This window comes from Proteus hauseri ATCC 700826 (assembly GCF_001654965.1).
Classification (GTDB): Bacteria; Pseudomonadota; Gammaproteobacteria; order Enterobacterales; family Enterobacteriaceae; genus Proteus; species Proteus hauseri.
In genome coordinates, this window is the sequence record NZ_LXEV01000031.1 from 76,351 (window position 1) to 98,150 (window position 21,800).

A 21,800-nucleotide genomic window follows, 5' to 3' on the forward strand; every position below is an offset into this window, starting at 1 on the left:
GCATTTAATCGCTTATTTCAGATAACCATTTGGATTTTTTGATTGCCAACGCCAAGCATCTGCAGCCATATCATCAATAGAACGGATTGCTTTCCATTTTAAATCTGCGGCTGCTTTCGCAGGGCTTGACCAGCACTCAGCAATATCACCAGGACGACGAGGTTGCAGTTCATAAGGAATATCTTTGCCACTGGCTTTGCGGAACGCTTCAATCATTTCAATAACGCTAGTACCATTACCTGTACCCAAGTTATAAATATGCAAACCCGCTTTCTTACCCAGTGCATTTAGTGCAGCAATATGACCATCAGCCAAATCCATCACATGAATGTAATCGCGAACACCGGTACCATCTTTAGTCGGATAGTCACTACCAAACACAGCAACTTTTTCACGACGACCAATAGCAACCTGAGCGATATAAGGCGTTAAGTTGTTTGGAATACCTTTAGGATCTTCCCCCATAGAGCCAGATGGATGAGCCCCTACTGGGTTAAAATAACGTAATAAGCTAATTGACCAGCTTTCATCAGCAACATATAAATCAGATAAAATACGCTCTACCATATATTTACTGGTGCCATATGGATTGGTTGTGCCACCCACAGGTGAGTCTTCAGTAATAGGTACTGTTTGTGGATCACCATAAACGGTTGCAGATGAACTAAAAATAATGCTTTTTACACCCGCGTCACGCATACAACGCACTAAAACTAAAGTGCCATTCACGTTATTGTCATAATATTCAATTGGTTTTTGAACCGACTCACCCACGGATTTTAATCCTGCAAAGTGAATAACGGATTGAATTGTATGCTGAGCAAAAATTGATGCTAATAATTTGTCATCGCGAATATCACCGTTGTAGAACAGTGGACGTTTTCCTGTGAGTGCCTCAACTCTATTAAGCACTTCTTCATTGGCATTACTTAAGTTATCCAGAATAATTGGCGTCATTCCTGCTTCAATCATTTGTACGCAAGTATGGCTTCCGATATATCCCATTCCACCTGTGACTAGTATTTCCACATTCACCTCTTTTCATTCATTTCAAAGGAAAGCTAAAGACGGTTTCTGCTCATTGACAATGAGTTTAACAAGATCAACAAAGTATTTTCGTGATCAAACCGACATTTAGTGTAAACGTTTACACTCATTTCCTGTTATTTAAGATAATAAAAAATAATTTTTATATCAGTATTACAATAGACTGGGCATCTTAATGAAAAATCGTTTATTTTTACTATCGTATTTATCACAATAAAAAAGAGAACGATTACATCTCATTTAATGCGCTAATAATCTGATAAAACTGACATTACTTGGGTTTTATCATACCTTATTAACACCCCTTGTAATATGTATAAGAGGGCTGAGAATATTCTCAATAACAATTGTTAAAAAAATAAATCGTATCAAGCCTTATAACCCCTTCCGTTAGGAGAACATAATGAAACCGATAGTCGTGCTTTATCAAGACCTACCAGAAGACTTACAGCAAAAATTAGCAAGTTTTGCTGAAATAAAACAATTTCGTTCACTCTCTTTTGACTCGGCGGACTTTTGTACTGCACTAGCTAATGCTTCTGGACTATTAGGTGCTGGTGGAAATATAGATAAACACTTTATCGAACAAGCACCTAACTTAAAGGCGGTTTCAACCATCTCTGTTGGCTATGATAATATTGATGTGCAAGCCCTCACTGAGCGCAACATTAAGTTGATGCATACTCCGACTGTACTTACTGACACCGTTGCTGACACTATGATGGCACTTGTATTATCTGTTTCAAGACGCATTCCTGAACTCGCTGATAATATTAAGCAAGGCTTATGGTTAAAAGGAATTACACCTGATTGGTATGGCACTGATGTTCATCATAAAACCATGGGGATTATTGGTATGGGTCGTATTGGTAAAGCGTTAGCCAAACGCGCTCATTTTGGTTTTGATATGAAAATTCTTTATCAATCTCGAACTGAATATGCAGAAGTAAATGATCGTTTTAATGCAACTTATTGCTCATTAGAAACATTATTGCAGCAGTCAGATTTTGTGTGTATCACACTTCCTTTAACCGCAGAAACGCACCATTTAATCAGCAAAGCGCAATTTTCATTAATGAAACCAGACTCCTATTTAATTAATGCAGGTCGAGGTGCAGTGGTTGATGAAAAAGCCTTAATAACAGCGCTAGAGCAAAAAGAAATTGCTGGAGCAGGATTAGATGTATTTGAAAAAGAGCCGCTTTCTGCTTCATCACCATTATTAGCGATGAAAAATGTCGTGGCTGTTCCACATATTGGATCGGCAACCAAAGAAACGCGTTATGCAATGGCACAATGCGCAGTGGATAATTTAATTGCCGCATTAAAAGATAAAGTAAAAGAGAATTGTGTTAATTTTTAATCGAATAGAATATCTCAATTAATTTATTCTAGATAAGAAAAAGGTAATGAATATATTACATTACCTTTTATTGATTACACTCAATCTCAATGAATTAAGCCGGATCCACGTGCGCCATAACACTTAATATCTGTTTATTTTGCAAAACTTTATTACGTGCTTTAACAACTATGTCATGGCTTTCTTTAACGGTTAATTCCCCTGCAACCTCTATATGGACATCAACTAAGAAATAATCCCCTGCGCGGCGTGTTTTTAAATCATGAATACCTTTAACACCCGGAGTGCTCTCCAATATATTGGTTATCTCCGCTAGCGTTTCTTCATCGGCGCCTCTATCCATTAAATCTTGCAGTGCTTGATAAGTAAAACGCCAACCCATTCGACCAACAAAAATACCCACAATAAGTGCTGCTAACGGATCAAAAAATTTAAATCCTGCAAGACTTCCGATAATACCAATAGCGACAACCAAAGAGGATGCTGCATCAGAACGTGCATGCCATGCATTAGCGACAAGCATATTTGAATCAACTCGTTTCGCTACACGTAGCATATAACGAAATAGTCCTTCTTTAGCAGCTAATGCTAATAACGCAACATATAAAGCAATACTGTGAACTTCCGGAATAGCCGAAGGATCAAACATTTTATGTATTGCTGATACCACCATACCTAAGCCAACAATTAATAAAATAGTTCCCAAAATCAGTGAAGCTGCATTTTCATAACGAAAATGCCCATAAGGGTGATCAGCATCGGGTTGCTTCTGGCTCCCTTTATTAGCAATCAGTACCACAAAGTCGGCAATCAGGTCAGACAGTGAGTGAATTCCGTCAGCAATTAAGCCCTGAGAGTGTGAAAAAAAACCAATCGCTATTTGCCAAATAGATAAAATGATATTAACGAAAACGCTAACTAGCGTGCTTTTTTTTGCCGCTTTAAACTTTTCTAACTGGCTATTATCAGCCAGATCTAACTCAATATCATCAATGTGATTATGTGTCATAGTGATTATCTTATTCTGTTTTAAATAGCCTACTCTATTAACAGGTGAAAAATAGAGTTCCATAGGTTATTTCAGGATCCATAACTCATTGGTGAGGATAAAGGACGACTCTGAATAACAATCCTGTTTAGGGACTAAGATTGCTGTCCAGACATCATATTGAGATGTCATTCTTTATTAATATGCCATATTTAGACCTTATTGTCTTTAATTTTTATCAATAAAATCCTATAGATACAGAACAATAATATAATTGATAATCATTCTTTTATTCATTTTGTATTGATAGATAATATTAATTATAGGCGACTTTAAAAAAATGTATTTATATCTATACTGTCAAAGAGTTAAGTCGTAAGCTAATTTAGGTCGTATTAATTTAGTGATTGTTATTTTATTATTTTAAAGCGTGGAAGTAATCATTCTCACTATTATTTAGAACACAGATCACAGCTATTTTTTTATATTAAGCGATAATAGAAGATATCCTTTGACTAACATTAAGTGAGGTTTGTAATGTACAAAAAAATTCTAGTTCCAATCGATATTTTAGAAGACGAACTGTCTCAGGAACTGATCTCCCATATTGAACAAATTGCAAAGGTTGGTAAGCCAGAGATCCACTTCCTCACTGTTATTCCTAATGCTGAACTTTTCTTTGGTATCGAGTTTGCAGCTATTCCTGAAAAATTTAAAGATTCATCAGAACGTACTCGCCTTGCCTTTATCGCTCTGCAAGAAATGATTAAAGATACTAAAATTCCTGATGAGCAAATTGTTTGCAATGTGGGTATTGGTAACGCAAAAGATGAAATCTTAGAATATGCTCGTCACATTGATGCGGACTTAATTGCAATAGCTTCACATCGACCTAACGTTTCATCTTATTTATTAGGTTCGACGGCGTCATCAATTGTACGTCATGCTAAAATGTCAGTACTTGTTATCAGATAACATAAAAAAAGCCCTCTGATTATACAAAGGGCTTTATTTTTTTTCGCTATATTATTAGCCTAATTGAATTCTATTTTTTTACAGAATCTTGCACTGCATCAGCAGCAGACCAAATACGATATTTAACATCAACACCAGTAGGTGCGTAAACAACGATAGGCAATTTACTGTTATAACGGATAAAAGCGTCTTGTCCCATATTTGCCTGAACAAATTCTGCTTTTTTCGTATTATCAAGGCATCCCATCATCGTCGACATTGGGCCACTTAAATCGCCGACGACATAATAGTCATAACCCCAACCTTCTAAATCTTTTTTATCTAGCTCAGCGCCAAACCATTGGCGATTACAATCTACCATTGACTCTTTACCAACAATTAATTCGACTTGGTAATTACTCTCGTTATCTTTTTTCTCTAGTTCTATAACATGGCGTACTTGATTGTCTTGTGCTTTTGGATAAGGTGCTACTTTTTCTAAACCATCAACTGCTTGAGCGCAAGCAGATAAAGACATTGCTGCAACTAAAGTTAAAATTACTTTATTCATCATTTTCTCCATTTTACAGCGATATCACGCTGATAATAATTTAGCTTAGATGTTTCTATTAATAATCATCTTACAACTAATATTTTTATTAGTTGAATGCTAACACCTTAGCAGATATCACTATGAGAGGATAATTCCGAATAATTTTTTAAAAGAAAATAGCTCTTATTCTAATGAAATGTAAATTTGTGATATATCACCGTGCAGACAATCGCTCAATGATTATACTGAAATAGAGATCCCAATTTCTCTTTTTAGGAGGTTATATGTTCTCAGATCAACAAACTTTAGTTGCTCAGTTAAAAGATAGCAATCCTCGCTTTCAAGCCCTCTTTGATAAACATAATCGGTTGGATCAAGAAATAGCTAAATTAGAAGGACCTAATGGTGCAGGCTATAATGATGAAGTGGTAAAACTAAAAAAAGAAAAGCTTCATTTAAAAGATGAAATGCAGAAGTTACTTCAACAAGCTGAAAAATAATCAGTATTTAAAAGCGATGGCATTATGTCATCGCTTTTATGATTAAAAACAAAGTTACTCACAGTAAAAGATGCATAATTAATATATCTTTATTTTTAGGATGCTAATTATGTCTTCTATACATGGCCATGAAGTTTTGCATTTTATCTTATCGTCTGAAACCGCATTCACAAAAGAATCGTTAATAGAAGCAATTCACCAACAATTTGGCAATGACTCACTTTTTCATACTTGTTCAGCTGAAAATATGACTGCATCTCAGCTTGTGGATTTTTTAGAAAGGAAAGGTAAGTTCATTCCTGCTGAAGGTGGATTCACAACCAGTGAAAGTAAGATTTGTCGCCACTAGTTTTATAAATTGCCAGTGATTTATTTTGAAAATAATTTATTACTGGCAATTTTCTTAATCTATTTTTATATCACTTTATTCGTCGTCTGTTTGTAACCAGCTGTCGTCTTCCCAAACACCCTGAATAAGTTCCATAATATGCTCATGTTTAGTTTCATCTTTTACACCTGTAACTTGAATTGAATTCATACTGCTAAAAGCGATACGATATTGCATATCAGGATATTCTGGAGTGATTTTTTTTCTTAGTTCGAGCTCTAACAGCGGAAATAATGACTCTGTAATTTTAGATTGCTTACTAAATAGAATTTCCACACGCATGGTTTTCACCGTTCAAAAACAAATAAACTGTATATAAATACAGTATTATATTCTAAGAAAAAAGAAAAGTGTTTTTAATAAAAAAATTCACTTTATTTCACTAAATAAGTTTTTAGCATCATACAGGCACAAGTGATAAGATGCATAATAAATGCAACATATTATTTAGAGAGAAAAATATGTCAGGTAAAAGAATTCACCGAGAGAAAAAGACAATTCAAAAAATGGTTTTGCTTTATGCCCGCAACCACCCTGAACCTGAACAAAACTATTATCAGCAGCTTATTGATTACTCTTACAACCGATTAGATAAGTGTCGTTATGGCGAAGAAAAGCCAGCATGTAAACAGTGTCCAATTCATTGTTATCAACCCATAAAAAGAGAGACAATGAAACAAATTATGCGTTGGGCAGGGCCTAGAATGCTAATTTATCACCCAATTCTAGCGATTAGACATCTTATTGATGATAAAAAGCCTATTCCCCCATTACCTGTTAAACGTAGTTCTACACGTTCGACGGAAAAATAAAATCCTGTTTACTTAGCTTATATAATACATGCTCAGCTAAAGGATGCCCTTTATCTAATGCTGGATGTAAAAAGTATTCAGTTTCGGTCATACCCAGCTTTTTCATAACGCCTTGCGAAGGTATATTTGATATTGCGGTAAATGCGACTACTTCGTTAAGAAATAACTGCTCAAAAGCAAATTTTAATACCGCTATTGCTGCTTCATAGGTATAACCTTTACGCCAATGTGTTTTTGCAATACGCCAACCAATTTCAACACAAGGGTTAAAAGGTAATACTGCTTGAGGAATATTAAGTCCGACAAAACCGATAAACTCTTCAGTCTCTTTTAATTCCACAGCCCAAAGTCCCCAGCCATTTTGCTGAATAAATTTATCTTTAATCATCTCAACGAGTTTATCACTTTCAGCCTGCGTTAATACCGAAGGAAAATAGCGCATTACATCAACATCAGAATTAATATGATAAAAAAATGGCGCTTTATCACTTTCACGCCATTTTCGCAGTTGTAGTCGGGGAGTTTCTAATTTCAACGTTATTCTCTTTTTATTCGCTCTAAGACAATAATGATAAAATAGAATAAATAGCAAACGATGAAAAGAAAAAGGGTCTTTTATTTTTTATTTTCTTTAAGTGGCATTTCTACTGGCGCTACATCTTTCTCTTTATTAGTATGGGTACCTTCTTTAATAGAAACGACTCGCTGTTGAGCAACGGCTTTAGCTTGATGCTCTACCTGTTCTGATTGTCCGGTGAAAATACCACCACGTTTAATCGACATGCTGCCGCAACGACTTGTACCACGCAATTCACCATGTTCCAAAATATCTAAGTTATTAGCTGCACAAATTCCTTTAACAAAACCATCAATAATAATATCTGGCGCTGCTAATTCACCTTCAACTTGACCTGCATGCATAACTCGGATCACACCATCTTTTACATTGATATTTCCAGCGACTTTTCCCCATATTTGGATATCACCTTCAACATTAATATCACCTTGAAATACCGAGCCCTTGGCAATAATGGTATACAGGCGTTGTTCTGGCATCGGTTTTTTCTCTTCAGTAATTACTGTAGTAATTGGCTCCGCAGCTTTTGGTATTTCAGTTTTACGACTAAACATAGCTGTTTTTTTTAACCTCAAAGTCATAGAATAAATAATAATGCTAAAAATTAGGATAAGGATAATCAAAAACTCGCCCGCTATTTTGTAACGCCAAAAAGCAATTAATGCGATAACCCAAATAACCCATATCCCGCTAAATATAATATTTTGCTGTGTTCGCTTATTATCCATAATTAGCTGCAACTCTACCTCCCTGACAATAAATACACTAATGCATTCACTATATTAATAAATAATCATCAAATATAATTGCAGTAATAGGGCCACTATTTCTATTCAGTTTATTGGTTTGCTTTTAGAAAAAATTAACGTCATAGATAATATTAATAGCTTAATTTTTAATAGCTTAGATTTAAATTTGATTTTCGTAACATTATTAATCTTTTATTGATTGTCGCTTTTTATGTAAAATTAACATCTATTTATCAATCGTAATATTCACCCAAGAAATCATTCAAAAAAACTCATCATTTAAAATATTTTTTTATTAGGGAGGAATATAAGTTAAATTAAAAAAATATGAGATCAACGTCACGTAATGAAAAATTTAATCTATTTTAAATAGATTTTTTTGATAAATTACTCCGTCTACAAAATATGCTTTTGCCTATTATTATTTATTTTTTCGTGTAATTAAAATAAATGTTCATAATTTAAATTTGGAAAGCAATACATTAGCATCAAATTTTAAAAGTTATCGACAAAAAGATCACGAATAAAAGATACAAATGAAACAATAAAGTAATGAATTATAAACTTATGGTTTTATTTTTAATTGTTAATTATTTAAAGTATTTCACTTATATTTATTTACAATAACCAATTATATTTTAACTAAATTGAAATAAATCACATTTTATCTAAGCTCTTTATTTCTATAATTTATAGCTGAATATTTTACACTGTAAAGAAATTAATCATCCATAACTTATTGTAATTAAATTAGTTTAGCCATTCATATAATATCTGTAAATAATAAGTTACAAATTTTCATGACTATATCATTTTATTTTTTTCCATTAAATTTGGCTTAATTAATTTTTTTTTGCAATTCATTAAAAATGACATTAAATTAAGAAAAATCACTTATCTTAAATCACCAATGGTTATATCGATGTCTAATATCTAAAAAAAAACCACATTAGAATAAAGAAAACATTCTCTTTTTTATTTTTAATAACGGTACAATAATAAAAAGACAGTTTTTTAAAACTCTCTATTTATTAATTTTTAAAATATAGTGATACTTATAAAATAAATTTTGGGCGAAAAATGAATACAATACAATGCAGTGAAAATAATCTAAATGATTGTGCTATTCAAAAAAAAACTTATTTATATCCACAATATCAAATATTAGAAAGTGATCAAAAAGCTTTATATCTTATAAGAAAGAATGCGCTCATATTACAAAACTGTACCGATACAGTTTTGGTAGAACAAGACCAAGTACTTTTCCTGCAACAGGGAAATTATACAATAAAAACACAAAATGCTGAGCCTTGTGAAACAATCTATATTCCACTGCCTGATGATTTTTTAAGAAATTTCATGTCAAAGTACAGTGATATTCTTAGTAATATAGAACGAGATGAAACTTTTTCTTCAGCTTTTATTTGCTTTCAAGACTCCCCTCTTATTCATTTTTGCAATAATGGTTTTGAATATTTATTTTCTCAAGATTGTCCTAATACTTTTACCCAATTACGTATTGAAGAACTTTTAATCTTATTACTCTCGACAGAACAAGGCTCTGACCTTATGGCATTATTACGCCAATTAAGCCATCGCCAAGTTGACCGCTTACAAATTTTCATGGAAAAAAACCATTTAAAAAATTGGAAATTAAAACAATTTGCTCGTGAGTTTGGTATGGGACTAACCACATTTAAAGAGTTGTTCAGCCATGTTTATGGTACATCACCAAGAACATGGATATGTGAAAGAAGAATTATTTACGCACACCAGCTATTACTAACCACTGAAATGAGTATTGTGGATATTTCAATGGAGTCCGGTTTCTCTAGCCAATCTTACTTCACACAAAGTTATCATCGTCGCTTCAACATGACACCAAGCAAAGCACGAAATCTCAAGTTGAAATTATAAAAAATACAGACGAATATCATAATATAAAAAATCTATTCATCGTTAGAATACTTGAAATTTATCCTTACGAGAGAGTAAATATTATGATAAAAAACAATCAGCACCATTATTACCGTGATCTAGATTCACTAAAAAAAATAATGGCTAATAATGATATGAAAACTGTAGATAATTTATTTAATCTTCAGTTTTCTTCATTTTTTAACGACGAAGATGTTAATGAAAAACAGATAAAAGTCTTATCGCGCCTTTTATGTCGAGAAGATTTAGATAGCCTGTTGCAATCAACCTGGTTTTTACGAAAAAAACATTGCTCGGTTGAAATGTCAAAAAATGATATTAGAGATATTATCGAATTAGCTCGTGTTTCAAGCCTTTCATCTGATAATTCCTTACCTTTAGATATAAAATGGAATGATTCTCTTGATGCTACAGTGAACATCACAGAACACCTGCGCCTTATTCAATCTGTAATCAAACCTCTTTTTATTTGGTGGGTTAACCATATCGCTCCACAGTTATTCTCTCTTTATAAAATAAAAAGAGATTTGGAGTTACAAATTAATCAATGTAATAACATTAAGCTATTTGAAGAAAAACAACCATCAAATAATGCTGATTCTTTTTTATCTTTAGATGATATTAATATAAAACTAGATGCAGATAAGGTAAGACTAATGCTTATCGAAGATTTATTAAGCAAAGAGTTAAAAATACTTTTAGATGCATGGAAAATCGAACCTATTTTTACTGTTGAAATAAAAAATACTCGAGAATATATTCAAGCTATTTATCCACACTCAGAGATCTTAAAGCCACTTTGGGATATATTAAAAACAATTCCTGAACATCACGATAATTGTCAAAAATTAAAAGATTGGCTACTTGAAAGGTCACTATGTTTAAATAATGATAATTTTTTATGGCGTGAATAACGACTCAGCTCATCTAAACCCAAAGGAATAGAAGAGCTGATATTCTCGAAGGCTATTTAATTTCTAATATTTCAACAGTCACAATAGACATAGACTCGGGTGGTATTTGACCCGGAACACCATTTTTACCATAACCACCACCAGGCTTAATATAGATTTTAGCTTTACCATTGATACCTGCCTTAGCAATAAAGGTATTCAATGGTAGTGGTAACTGACGATAAGGCAAAATAAGCGGATTAGACTTATCATAATTGAGTGTTACCGTACCATCTGTAAGCTCTTCATGCATAACGAAAACTACCGTCTTATTCGAAATAGAATCAACCGGTTTACCCTGTTTTAATATTTTAAAGTAGGTGTTGTCATCATACTGAATATAATTTTGTTTTTGTATATCCGAAAGAATCGTTTTATTTCGCTGAGCATTATCTTTTCCAATAATGGAATACGCATATGCAAGTTGTCCTGAGATCATTTGCCCTTCACCCATCACTTTTTCTAGTTGTTCTTTGAGTGATTTATTTTCTTTTTGGATACTCGTTGTATCAGTATTCGTTTTGACTAATTCTGCTTCTTTCGCTTTTAGTTGCTCATTTAATTTTAACTCTTTCTCTTCCAGAGTTTTGGTTAACACACGTTGAGCTTCAAGCTGTTTAGTAACATCAATAAGCTCTTTTTGGGCATTTGTTAATGTACTTTCTTGCTGTTTAACTTGTGCAGTAGATTCGGCTTGTTGTTGTTTCAATGAAGCAATTAATTGCGTATTTTCTGTGTTCTGTTGTTCTGACTGAGCTTTTGCTTGTTCTAATTGCGTTGCTAATTTATTAATAGCATCCTGTTTTTCAGCAAATTGTTTTTCTAATAAAGCATACGCTTTTTCATTCTCTATTTTGCTCACATTTAACTGAGCAATAGCAATATTACTTTCTTTATATTGATTATCTAATGCCTGATATTTGGCCGTTAAATCACTTTGTGCTTTTTCTAATTTAGTAATCAAATTATTTTTATCAGCGACTAAAGTTTCAATGGCTTTTTCGCCAGCAGATAATCCTTTTTTGAGATCTGCTAATTCTTTTACTTTACTGTCTAGCTGTAGTTTTAGCTCAGGAATAACCTTTAGTTTTTCATCTGCGTCTGCATTTTGCTGTTGAGCTAATAATAATGATTTATTAATTTTCTCTTGTTCTTGCTGACTCTTAGCTAATTGAGTTTTTAACTGCGTAATTTCTTGTAATTGATTATCAACTTGTTGCTTATTTTCTTGCTGAGTTTGTGTTAGTAACGCTTGATTATCTGCTAGTTTTTTAGCAACATCTTCACGCTCAGCAGTAATGTTTAATATTAAGCTTTGAAGTCTTTCGAGTTCTTTTTGAGCTGTATTATCTTTTAATAAAGTCTGAGCTTGTGCATATTGAGCTTGCACATTCTCTTTTTCTTTTTCGACTTGAGCAAATTTAGCTTGTACTTCAGTTAACTGATTAGTGAGTTTATTCTGCTCATTCTGTACTGATTCTAAAGTTGCTTGTAATTTTTCTATTTCTTTATCTTTTAATGCCTGTAATCTAGCAATCTCTTGATCTTTCTGCTCATCATTTTGATTGAATAACTGTTGAGCTTGTACATATTGTCCTTGTATATCTTCTTTTTCTTTCTCTACTTTAACCAACAATGCTTGTCTTTCGTTTAATTGGTTAGTTAATTTTTCATGCTCATTCATGATATCTGTTAATGAGCTTTGTAACTTATCAATCTCTTTCTTAGCCGTATCGTCTTTTAATAAAGCTTGCGCTTGTGCATATTGTGACTGAATTAGCTCTTTTTCTTTTTCAAGATCTGCCGCTTTTATTTCTAAGTCTTTGAGTACATCTTTTTGTGACTCAAATTCTTGTTGTAGCTTTACAAACTCATTATTTTTTTCTGTTGAAGCCAATAATGTTTTTTCTTTTTCTGCAAGTTGTTCAGCTAAGGAATTACGCTCTTTTTCCGTCTTATCTAACTCAGTTTGCAGATGAGTAACCGTCTCTTTTAGAGTGTTATCTTTTAATAGATCATTTGCCAGCACCAGTTTTTTTTCTGTTTGCGTTAATTCTGTTTGTAATTGCTGAATTTGTGCATTGGCATGTAAGAGTTTTTCAGAATACTGGGCAATAACACTTGCTTGCTCAGTAAACTGTTTATGTAATGTTTGATATTTCTCTTTCGTGGTTGCTAGTCTATTTAATAACTCTTTATTAAACAGAGGTTGCTTGTGATCAAGCAAAGAACGATTAAATTGATAAGCAAAATGGAATGGAATAGCTGTAATTGAATAAAATGCACCAGGGAAAATATCTAACAGTGCATTTTCATTACGTGATTGTTTTGGAAAACGCGCACCAGTATAAAGATCAAGTGGATTATAAACAGTCGGTTTATTGCTATAACTATATCGATTTAAGTCGTCAGCTGAAAACTGTGGCTTAATAGGAACGAAAGAAAGTAATGGTGTTAAATAACGAGTGTAGTCGTTATTTATTTTAGCATAATCAATTTGAGGTACAGGACAGTTTTCAGACAACGTGATATCAGGTGTACCATTGGGCACTATCACCTGATTATCTGTTTTATTAACTGTTGGCTGCGTTACTTTTGATTCTGTTTTTATTTGTTGAGACTTGGCGGTTGCAGTATTTGCCCCTCTTACCTGTCCCGTTCTTGATGAAGATGAATTAACAGCAGATGGTTTAGGATCAACTTTTAGTGGTTTCTGAGGCTCTTGAGTTTCAAAATAACGGTCAAAGTCTTCAATAACAGAATTAAACTCATTATTAGCAAATGACAAAGCCGGAAACAACATAAAAGCAAGACAAACACTCTGCTTTAATTTCATGATTATTATTCACCTAGTTTTTTCAATGTCGAATTCACTGACATTACAGAGAGATAGCGAACTTTCGCACACAATACTTCCGTCTTCGACTCAATACTCATTCTTAAAAGATCTAAGCTATCTTTGCTTGCTGTACCTTGAACACTACGGTACATCGCATTGATTTCACTAATTTCCTTAAATGCCCCCATCATTGATTGATAATCTGAGGGAGAAAATGTTTTTAAGGAGTCAAGTTGCTTGATACAAGTACTTTGTGGTGCTAATCCTAATTTTTGTGTATCTAAACCACTATTTTCCGATCCTAAAGTAGGTGTCATGGAAATAGGTTGTGCCGCTGCGGTTGGCTGTGTAGTCGTATTAGGCGCAGGATTTTGTGCCGATACTGGCGCTGATGTTTGGGCTGGCGTCTCAACGGGTTGGCTTTGTGATGACCAAACACACCCTGATAAAGCAATAGTGCTAGTTGCCATAAACACAGCAAGAACATTCTTTTTATATTTTAATAAGGACATCATTTTTCCTTAATTCCGATCAGACTTAAATAAGAGCGTATGAGTTGTCGCATTTTAAGCCATTTTATTATAATTTTCTATTACCTACTGCATACTAAATAAATAAGCCGAAGCCTTAGGTAGCAACGAGCAACCTTGTTGTTTTGTTTGTTTATGCTTAAAACACAACATACATCACACAAAAAACATCAAAAAATGAATACAACCTTTATTTAGTAAATAATATTATCTTTTTTTTAGCCTGTGATTAAGTTTTTCTTGAGAAAAGGATACCAGATAATAATAAAAATAATAATACTAAATTTATCATTTATTTACGTATTTTACGTGTATTTTCTTTATTTAATTTTTATTGCTGTTTCTTATTATCAGGATAATATCAGAATACGAATATCAAAAATGTAATTGATTTTCGTTTTATCCTTCAATATAGGAGAACTAAAATGAGTAGTTTTAAAATTGGTATTGTTGTTGGAAGTTTAAGAAAAGACTCGTACAATAAACAAACAGCAAATGCACTCATCCCGCTATTTCCAAAAGACTTTACATTTCAGTTTCTCGATATAGGCATTCTTCCTCTCTATAATCAAGATGATGATAATAGTACTCCAGAAGCTGTAATACATTTCAAGCAACAAATAAAAGAGTGCCAAGGTATTATTTTTGTTACCCCCGAATATAACCGTTCTGTTCCAGGTGTACTTAAAAACGCACTAGACCAAGCATCACGACCTTATGGGACTAACGCATGGGATAATATCCCTGCTGGTATTATCGGTGTTTCCATTGGTAATATCAGTACTGCTATCGCTCAACAACATTTACGCAACTCTTTATCCTTCTTAAATATGCCAACATTAAACCAACCTGAATGCTTTTTAAAATGGTATGACGGTATGGTTGAAAATGGGCATTTTTCAGAAAAAAGTGCTAATTTTATGCAACATTGGGTTGATGCTTATGTCGCTTTTGTTAAGCACAATCAGAAATAAAAAATAAATAAAACGAGCCTAGTAATCTACTATTAAGTTATTAGGTTCGTTTTCTAATTACGACTAAGTAATGATATTTAATCTACTCGATAGCGAAATAACTTATTTAATTTCTGCTGTTATCATTTGTTTGTTTTTCTACTTTAAAAATAAATAGGCTGCTATACAAATGATAATAGCTAACTTTTTTATCCATAATTAACAATCAAAAAAAGATGATTCCTGTTTTTAGTTATAATTGAATCATCGCTATATCCAAAAAATAGCCAAAACCAAAAAGTATCCATAGGATCAAAAATGACTACTCTATGATTTTTATGTAAACACAATAGCAATCAAAAAATTAAAAATGCAAATTAGAAAATAGGGTAAATGTTTGATAGTTATTTTTTTGTTAATTGATATTAATTTAAAGTATTAGGTATAATGTGCGATATATCTCTAAATAATATAACTCCCTAATTGTGATAGACGAAAAATTTACCTATATTACCAATCCATTAAATACGGACAGGTAAATCATGGATAAAAACTTAAAAGAAATCGAATGTGAGATCGCTGCACTAAAGATTGTCATAAAATCTTTACTTTCTACTTTAAGTGACAAGCAGCGGCGCGATATGTTAGGCAATATATCCTTAGTCATTGAAGATACTTCAAGCAAATATCCGCAGCTTAATGAGGTTATCAATCTTACTGAACAATATGTAAAAAAACTTACTCAGGCTTAATTCTATTTTTATCATTATTGGTAAAATAAAAATTAATTTTTATATGGGATGTATACCCAAGCATCCTATCTATGTTTTAAAATCTTCTTATAATTTAATTTCTCATATTTATTATCACCCTAAGCTAAATTTATTCAATCAAAACTTTCTAGCAAAAAATTCGTTTATCTCATCCTAAATTTAAATAATTTTTCATTCTAATTTAATAAATTTAACTTAAAAATCACCTTCTTACTTTCTACAACACTTTTCCCTTGGAATTATTTAAATAATTAATTACTATGCAAAATAAATATTCCTACAGCAGAAGAAAAACAAGATCCTTGAGGTTCTTATGGAAAAAAAAGTCATCAATATCGAGTATGAGGTTGCCGCTTTAAAGGTCGTTTTAAAGTCTCTCTTGCTAACCTTAACAACTAAACAGAAAGAATTGGTTATTCGAGATATTGATAAAACTATCAATACAGCTTATGTTAATCATCCACATCATAAGGATGTAATAAATAAAACAGAACAATATATAAAGAAAATGCTCTAGAATTCTGGCGCTATATTTTTAGTATCATCAATAATTATCTTTATAATCGCTATGATTCTATATTAGCGCCCGTTGTAAATCATTTTTCATTTCACCAATCAAACATCATCATTGATTGATTGATGAACTAATTAAATAATATATCTCAGCTAAGCTAAAAAATTTTTTAATATAGATTAATCAATAATTAAAATAAGGGTAGAAGATTTCTACTGCTAATAGAAAAAGAGTGTTCCCCTTTTATATTAAGATTAGTTTATATAGTTTTAAATAATATTTTATTGATACCACACATCGATACTCAATCAGCGATCAAGTTAGTAGTTCGAAGATAATCATATAAATTTTTATCCGTTAATTTAAGACATAAAGCTAATTTCGCATTTAGATTGTTAAATATAATGTGTCTAATGAGTAAAGACCTACTACCTAGACACATTTTTAAATTTTATTCTACTGCTATAAATTAACTGTGATTAGCAATATTGAATTTTTGCACGGATAGCTGTAAACCTTCAGTTTGCTGCTCTAATGAAACAGCAGCAGCTGAAACCTGTTCAACTAATGAAGCATTTTGCTGAGTAACTCCATCCATTTGAGTTATTGCAACACTTACTTGTGCAATGCCTTTACTTTGCTCTTCTGATGCAATACTGATTTGCTTCATTATTGTGGTTACTTGATTAACCCCAATTAGGATCTCTTCCATAGTTGATTCCATATCATTGACGAGTTTGGTTCCCTGATTAACTCGTAACGCAGAATCAGTAATTAATACTTCTATTTCTTTCGCAGCTTTAGCACTATCCGCAGCTAAATTGCGCACTTCATTCGCGACAACCATAAATCCTCGCCCATGCGCACCGGCTCTAGCCGCTTCAACCGAGGCATTTAATGCTAATATATTGGTTTGAAAAGCTATTTTATTAATAACATGAATAATATCTGCAATTTTCTTTGAGCTATCATAAATTCCATCCATAGTTGTAGCTACCGATTCAGCTAATGTATTTCCACGCGCGACCGTTGTTGAAGCAATATCAGCAAGCCCACTGGCTTGATAAGTATGTTCCATATTCTGATTCACCGCGGCAGTAATTTGTTCCATACTCGCGGCTGTCTCTTCTAATGCTGTAGCTTGTTCTTCTGTTCGAGAGGCAAGATCGTTATTTCCTTTTGCTATTTCAGATGCTCCACGATAAATGCTTTCACTTCCCATACGAATAGTACTTACCGCGTCGTGTAAACTATTTTGCATCTCCATTAATAATGGAATCAATCTACCGGCACAATTATCACCAAATGGCTTAAGTGAATGGCTTAGATCACCTTGAGTAATTTTTATAAAATGCTGGCGAATACTTTCTAATGGCTTTGTAACATAACCACTAAATAGCGATCAGTTAGAATTAAAATTATCACGCCTAAAATAACACTAATCAAAATTACCTTTTGAGTTAAGCTAATCAACTCATCAACTCATCAACTTCTAAAATAGTATTATCAATTTTAATATTGGCAATGTGGTTAAAATTTTCAGTTACTGTACCTAATTCTCGACTTAATGCAGGAGTAATATTTTTTGCATGATGTTCATATTCAGCAATAGTGCCGTTTCTTGCTAGATACATTTGACGTTTAACCCCTTGTTCAAAAAGGGATTGCCAAACAGTCATCAATTCTTGAGAAACTTTTTCATCCATTGGGCCTGGAGAAACAGATTTCATATATTCTAGCTGTTTTTCCATATTATTCATGGCTATTTGTGAAGGTGTAAAATCAACTTCTTTACCTGCTGCTTTTTGCTCGATAACTCGATTTAAACGAGTCACAAATCGAAAATACTGATCATTTCCCTGACTTAACGCTGCCATTTGTTTTATTATTTGATTATCGGCTTGATTACCTTTAGATATCTGCGATAAAGACCATGCACTATATGCACTCACACCACCAAATATCAAACATAACAAACCAAGTATCACTAACATCATTAGACGAATAGTAATATTGCGAAGTTTCTGCATTTAATTTCTCAACTGACAAGATAAAGTAATCCCAATAGGGGCTAATCTATTCTTATCGTCACTTTTTCAATTAATTTTAATTTTTTACTAATATTTTTTATAAATTAGTTTTTTATTTTTTATACGCAGAAAGAGTTAGTACTGAGAAGCAAAAGTGTTACTTATATAACAGTTTTTTAAACGATATAAAAAAATAGACAATCACTTTAAAATCATATAGTTACTATAAAAATCACAAAGGTGATTAATAAAGGAAGTTTAAGATATTTTATTTATATTTTATTTATATAGTTTTTATCAAGAATATGTAAATTTTAGGGGAATTGAATGAGATTTACTTGGAGCGGGCGAAGGGAATCGAACCCTCGTATAGAGCTTGGGAAGCTCTCGTTCTGCCATTGAACTACGCCCGCAGTCGCATTTTTAGATTATACGCCCACTGACTTGAACAGCAATCCCTCGATAATTTAAATGCTTATTTTATCACCAAAAATAGCATAACCTATGGTTATTAAAAGTAAAAAAGCCACCTTACAGGTGGCTCCATGAGTATTTAATCACTCAATAATAATTACGCTTGTGATGATTTACTCGGACGCATTGCTGGGAATAAAATAACATCACGAATAGTATGACTATTAGTAAATAGCATTACCATGCGGTCGATACCAATACCTAAGCCCGCCGTTGGTGGTAAACCGTGTTCTAATGCAGTGATATAGTCATGGTCAAAGAACATTGCTTCGGCATCACCCGCTTCTTTTTGGCGCACTTGCTCTTCAAAGCGTTCTGCTTGGTCTTGTGCATCATTAAGCTCTGAGAAACCATTACCGATTTCACGACCACCAATAAAGAATTCAAAGCGGTCAGTGATAAATGGATTATCATCATTACGACGTGCCAGTGGCGAAACTTCTGCCGGATATTCAATGATAAAAGTAGGTTGAATTAAATGGCTTTCAGCTACTTCTTCAAAAATCTCACACTGAACACGACCTAAGCCCCAGCTTTTCTCAATTTTAATACCTAGTGATTGAGCAATAGCAACTGCTTTATCCATATCATCAAGATCAGCCATTACGGTTTCTGGACGATATTTGCAGATAGCTTCTTTCATGGTGAGTTTTTCAAATGGTTTACCAAAATCAAACTCTTCATCACCATATTTCACTAATGATGAACCAAGAACATTTTGAGTTAATGTACGGAATAACTCTTCAGTTAATTCAATCAGATCACGGTAATCGGCATACGCCATATAGAGTTCCATCATAGTGAACTCTGGGTTATGTCGTGGTGATACACCTTCGTTACGGAAGTTACGGTTGATTTCAAATACGCGATCAAAACCACCTACAACCAAACGTTTTAAATACAGTTCTGGTGCAATACGCAGATACATATCAATATCTAGCGCATTATGGTGAGTGATAAATGGACGCGCACTTGCTCCACCAGGGATGGTTTGCATCATCGGTGTTTCAACTTCCATAAAACCTTTATTCACCATAAATTGGCGAATACCCGCCATAACTTGTGAACGAATTTGGAAAGTTTTACGTGACTCATCATTAGATATCAGGTCTAAGTAACGCTGGCGATAACGCATTTCTTGGTCAGCTAAACCGTGGAATTTATCCGGTAAAGGACGCAGCGCTTTAGTCAATAAACGCACTTCGTGACAGTGAATACTTAATTCACCTGTTTTCGTTTTGAAAACACGACCACGAGCACCTAAAATATCGCCAAGATCCCATTTTTTAAACTGCTCGTTATAAATGCCTTCTGGCAGATCATCACGAGAGACATAAAGCTGAATACGACCACCCATGTCTTGCAATGTAGCGAAAGATGCTTTACCCATAATGCGGCGAGTCATCATACGACCTGCAATTGCAACTTCTACATTCGCTGCGTCTAACTCTTCTGCGCTCATTGCATCATATTTTTGATGTAATTCGTCAGACATTGCATCTCTGCGAAAATCGTTTGGGAATGCGTTACCATTACTACGTAAAGTAGATAATTTTTCGCGGCGTGTTTGCAGTTCGTTATTTAAATCAGGTGCCTGCTCCGCACCTTGTTGCTGTTGCGACATGTTTTTCCTCACAGGCCCGCTTTTAAGCTAGCTTCAATAAATTTATCAAGATCACCATCTAATACAGCTTGTGTATTGCGTGTTTCCACGCCGGTGCGTAAGTCTTTAATACGCGAATCATCGAGGACATAAGAGCGGATTTGGCTACCCCAGCCAATATCTGATTTATTATCTTCCATAACTTGCTTATCTGCATTTTTCTTTTGCATTTCCAGCTCATACAACTTTGCTTTCATCTGTTTCATTGCCTGATCTTTATTCTTATGTTGAGAGCGATCATTTTGGCATTGAGTGACTAAACCGGTAGGAACATGGGTAATACGTACCGCTGATTCTGTTTTATTGACATGCTGACCACCAGCACCAGAAGCACGGTAAACGTCGATACGTAAATCGGCTGGATTAATTTCAATATCAATATCGTCATCAACTTCAGGATAAATAAATGCAGAGCTAAATGAAGTATGACGACGACCACCTGAGTCAAATGGACTTTTACGGACAAGGCGGTGAACGCCTGTTTCTGTACGTAACCAACCATATGCATATTCACCAATGATCTTAATTGTTGCAGATTTTAAGCCAGCAACGTCACCATCTGACTCTTCAATAATCTCAGTTTTAAAACCCCTAGACTCAGCCCAACGTAAATACATACGCATCAGCATACTTGCCCAGTCTTGTGCTTCTGTACCGCCAGAACCCGCTTGTAAATCTAAATAACAAGATGCGCTATCATATTCACCAGAGAACATGCGACGAAATTCTAATTGTTCTAGCTTTTGATTTAATACATTTAATTCTGCGACAGCTTCGTTGAAGGTTTCTTCATCGTCAGCCTCAACAGCGAGTTCAAGTAAACCAGAAACATCTTCTAGTCCTTGATCGAGTTGATCAATAGTTTCTACTATTGCCTCAAGAGATGAACGCTCTTTACCTAATGCTTGCGCCCTTTCTGGCTCATTCCAGACATCAGGTTGTTCTAACTCTGCGTTAACTTCTTCTAAACGCTCTTTCTTGGCATCATAGTCAAAGATACCCCCTGAGGATGTGCGTTCGTTGCGACACTTCCTCGATTTGGTGTTTTACTGGATTGATTTCAAACATGCTTTTTCGTCTTTATGTTGTTTTTAAAAACAATTGGAATAAATTTTGAACCGCATATTGTAACGGATCTATCAGTGGGTTTATAGCATTTATATTCAATTGTCTATGGGATTGTCACAACGCTTTCTGCTCTG

The 21,800-nt window shown here is 33.6% G+C and carries 20 protein-coding genes, 1 tRNA gene and 1 pseudogene; 10 read left to right on the top strand and 12 right to left on the bottom strand.

Annotation, left to right across the window (positions count from 1 at the left end; translation table 11 throughout):
- Positions 1–12: 12 nt before the first annotated feature.
- Positions 13–1,029 (bottom strand): UDP-glucose 4-epimerase GalE, encoded by a 1,017-nt coding sequence (gene galE, locus M997_RS13690; protein WP_064720670.1) that lies wholly within the window; start codon positions 1,027–1,029, stop codon positions 13–15.
- Between the two features lie 421 nt (positions 1,030–1,450).
- On the opposite strand from galE, the gene ghrB reads away from it, so the two are divergent.
- The gene (gene ghrB, locus M997_RS13695; protein ID WP_064720671.1) at positions 1,451–2,410 is read left to right on the top strand and encodes a glyoxylate/hydroxypyruvate reductase GhrB; all 960 of its coding nucleotides are present in this window, start codon (positions 1,451–1,453) and stop codon (positions 2,408–2,410) included.
- Positions 2,411–2,504: 94 nt separating this feature from the next.
- Here the strand turns inward: ghrB and M997_RS13700 are convergent, their stop codons facing one another.
- Positions 2,505–3,419, bottom strand: coding sequence for a cation diffusion facilitator family transporter (locus M997_RS13700; protein WP_064720672.1), 915 nt, complete (start codon positions 3,417–3,419; stop codon positions 2,505–2,507).
- Between the two features lie 516 nt (positions 3,420–3,935).
- On the opposite strand from M997_RS13700, the gene M997_RS13705 reads away from it, so the two are divergent.
- Positions 3,936–4,373 (top strand): universal stress protein, encoded by a 438-nt coding sequence (locus tag M997_RS13705; RefSeq protein ID WP_064720673.1) that lies wholly within the window; start codon positions 3,936–3,938, stop codon positions 4,371–4,373.
- 70 nt (positions 4,374–4,443) lie between these two features.
- Here the strand turns inward: M997_RS13705 and eco are convergent, their stop codons facing one another.
- The gene (gene eco, locus M997_RS13710; protein WP_064720674.1) at positions 4,444–4,923 is read right to left on the bottom strand and encodes a serine protease inhibitor ecotin; all 480 of its coding nucleotides are present in this window, start codon (positions 4,921–4,923) and stop codon (positions 4,444–4,446) included.
- Positions 4,924–5,189: 266 nt separating this feature from the next.
- Here eco and M997_RS13715 point away from each other — a divergent pair, with 266 nt between their 5' ends.
- Both M997_RS13715 and M997_RS13720 read left to right on the top strand, forming a co-directional pair.
- A complete protein-coding gene (locus M997_RS13715; RefSeq protein ID WP_064720675.1) occupies positions 5,190–5,405 on the top strand; it encodes a DUF465 domain-containing protein in 216 nt (71 codons plus the stop codon).
- A gap of 109 nt (positions 5,406–5,514) precedes the next feature.
- Positions 5,515–5,754, top strand: a complete 240-nt coding sequence (locus M997_RS13720; RefSeq protein ID WP_064720676.1) for a YecH family metal-binding protein — start codon at positions 5,515–5,517, stop codon at positions 5,752–5,754.
- Between the two features lie 75 nt (positions 5,755–5,829).
- Here the strand turns inward: M997_RS13720 and M997_RS13725 are convergent, their stop codons facing one another.
- The gene (locus tag M997_RS13725; RefSeq protein ID WP_064720677.1) at positions 5,830–6,075 is read right to left on the bottom strand and encodes a DinI-like family protein; all 246 of its coding nucleotides are present in this window, start codon (positions 6,073–6,075) and stop codon (positions 5,830–5,832) included.
- 179 nt (positions 6,076–6,254) lie between these two features.
- On the opposite strand from M997_RS13725, the gene M997_RS13730 reads away from it, so the two are divergent.
- Positions 6,255–6,605, top strand: coding sequence for a nitrous oxide-stimulated promoter family protein (locus M997_RS13730; protein WP_064720678.1), 351 nt, complete (start codon positions 6,255–6,257; stop codon positions 6,603–6,605).
- Here the strand turns inward: M997_RS13730 and M997_RS13735 are convergent.
- Both M997_RS13735 and M997_RS13740 read right to left on the bottom strand, forming a co-directional pair.
- A complete protein-coding gene (locus tag M997_RS13735; protein WP_064720679.1) occupies positions 6,583–7,140 on the bottom strand; it encodes a GNAT family N-acetyltransferase in 558 nt (185 codons plus the stop codon). The two genes, M997_RS13730 and M997_RS13735, sit on opposite strands and share 23 nt — an antisense overlap.
- Positions 7,141–7,220: 80 nt before the next feature.
- Positions 7,221–7,910 carry a bactofilin family protein gene (locus tag M997_RS13740; RefSeq protein WP_064720680.1) on the bottom strand — a complete coding sequence of 230 codons (690 nt, stop codon included), beginning with the start codon at positions 7,908–7,910 and terminating at the stop codon, positions 7,221–7,223.
- Between the two features lie 1,101 nt (positions 7,911–9,011).
- On the opposite strand from M997_RS13740, the gene M997_RS13745 reads away from it, so the two are divergent.
- Together M997_RS13745 and M997_RS13750 are read left to right on the top strand one after the other, a co-directional pair.
- The gene (locus M997_RS13745; RefSeq protein ID WP_064720681.1) at positions 9,012–9,848 is read left to right on the top strand and encodes a helix-turn-helix transcriptional regulator; all 837 of its coding nucleotides are present in this window, start codon (positions 9,012–9,014) and stop codon (positions 9,846–9,848) included.
- Positions 9,849–9,931: 83 nt separating this feature from the next.
- The gene (locus M997_RS13750) at positions 9,932–10,783 is read left to right on the top strand and encodes a T3SS regulon anti-activator ExsD domain-containing protein (RefSeq protein ID WP_064720682.1); all 852 of its coding nucleotides are present in this window, start codon (positions 9,932–9,934) and stop codon (positions 10,781–10,783) included.
- A 52-nt stretch (positions 10,784–10,835) separates the two neighbouring features.
- On the opposite strand, the gene M997_RS17355 is transcribed toward M997_RS13750, so the two are convergent.
- Positions 10,836–13,658, bottom strand: a complete 2,823-nt coding sequence (locus tag M997_RS17355; RefSeq protein ID WP_082918450.1) for a hypothetical protein — start codon at positions 13,656–13,658, stop codon at positions 10,836–10,838.
- Between the two features lie 5 nt (positions 13,659–13,663).
- On the bottom strand, positions 13,664–14,176 hold the full coding sequence (locus M997_RS13760; RefSeq protein WP_064720683.1) for a hypothetical protein: 513 nt from the start codon (positions 14,174–14,176) through the stop codon (positions 13,664–13,666).
- Positions 14,177–14,616: 440 nt separating this feature from the next.
- Here M997_RS13760 and M997_RS13765 point away from each other — a divergent pair, with 440 nt between their 5' ends.
- From M997_RS13765 to M997_RS13775, 3 genes are all read left to right on the top strand, one after another.
- Positions 14,617–15,165 carry an NADPH-dependent FMN reductase gene (locus M997_RS13765; RefSeq protein ID WP_064720684.1) on the top strand — a complete coding sequence of 183 codons (549 nt, stop codon included), beginning with the start codon at positions 14,617–14,619 and terminating at the stop codon, positions 15,163–15,165.
- A 521-nt stretch (positions 15,166–15,686) separates the two neighbouring features.
- Positions 15,687–15,896 carry a sigma-S stabilization anti-adapter protein IraP gene (locus M997_RS13770; RefSeq protein ID WP_064720685.1) on the top strand — a complete coding sequence of 70 codons (210 nt, stop codon included), beginning with the start codon at positions 15,687–15,689 and terminating at the stop codon, positions 15,894–15,896.
- A gap of 334 nt (positions 15,897–16,230) precedes the next feature.
- Complete coding sequence (locus tag M997_RS13775) at positions 16,231–16,434, top strand: hypothetical protein (RefSeq protein WP_064720686.1); 204 nt, start codon at positions 16,231–16,233, stop codon at positions 16,432–16,434.
- A 466-nt stretch (positions 16,435–16,900) separates the two neighbouring features.
- Here the strand turns inward: M997_RS13775 and M997_RS13780 are convergent.
- From M997_RS13780 to prfB, 4 genes and pseudogenes are all read right to left on the bottom strand, one after another.
- Positions 16,901–18,461, bottom strand: a pseudogene (locus M997_RS13780) (methyl-accepting chemotaxis protein).
- A gap of 339 nt (positions 18,462–18,800) precedes the next feature.
- A tRNA-Gly gene (locus M997_RS13785) sits at positions 18,801–18,874 on the bottom strand.
- Between the two features lie 158 nt (positions 18,875–19,032).
- Entirely contained in the window at positions 19,033–20,559 is a 1,527-nt protein-coding gene (gene lysS / locus M997_RS13790; protein ID WP_064720687.1) for a lysine--tRNA ligase, read from the bottom strand.
- An 8-nt stretch (positions 20,560–20,567) separates the two neighbouring features.
- A protein-coding gene (gene prfB / locus M997_RS13795) for a peptide chain release factor 2 (RefSeq protein WP_109406130.1) occupies positions 20,568–21,666 on the bottom strand; the annotation gives its coding sequence in 2 pieces (ribosomal slippage) (positions 20,568–21,590 and positions 21,592–21,666; 1,098 coding nt in all).
- Positions 21,667–21,800: the final 134 nt, after the last annotated feature.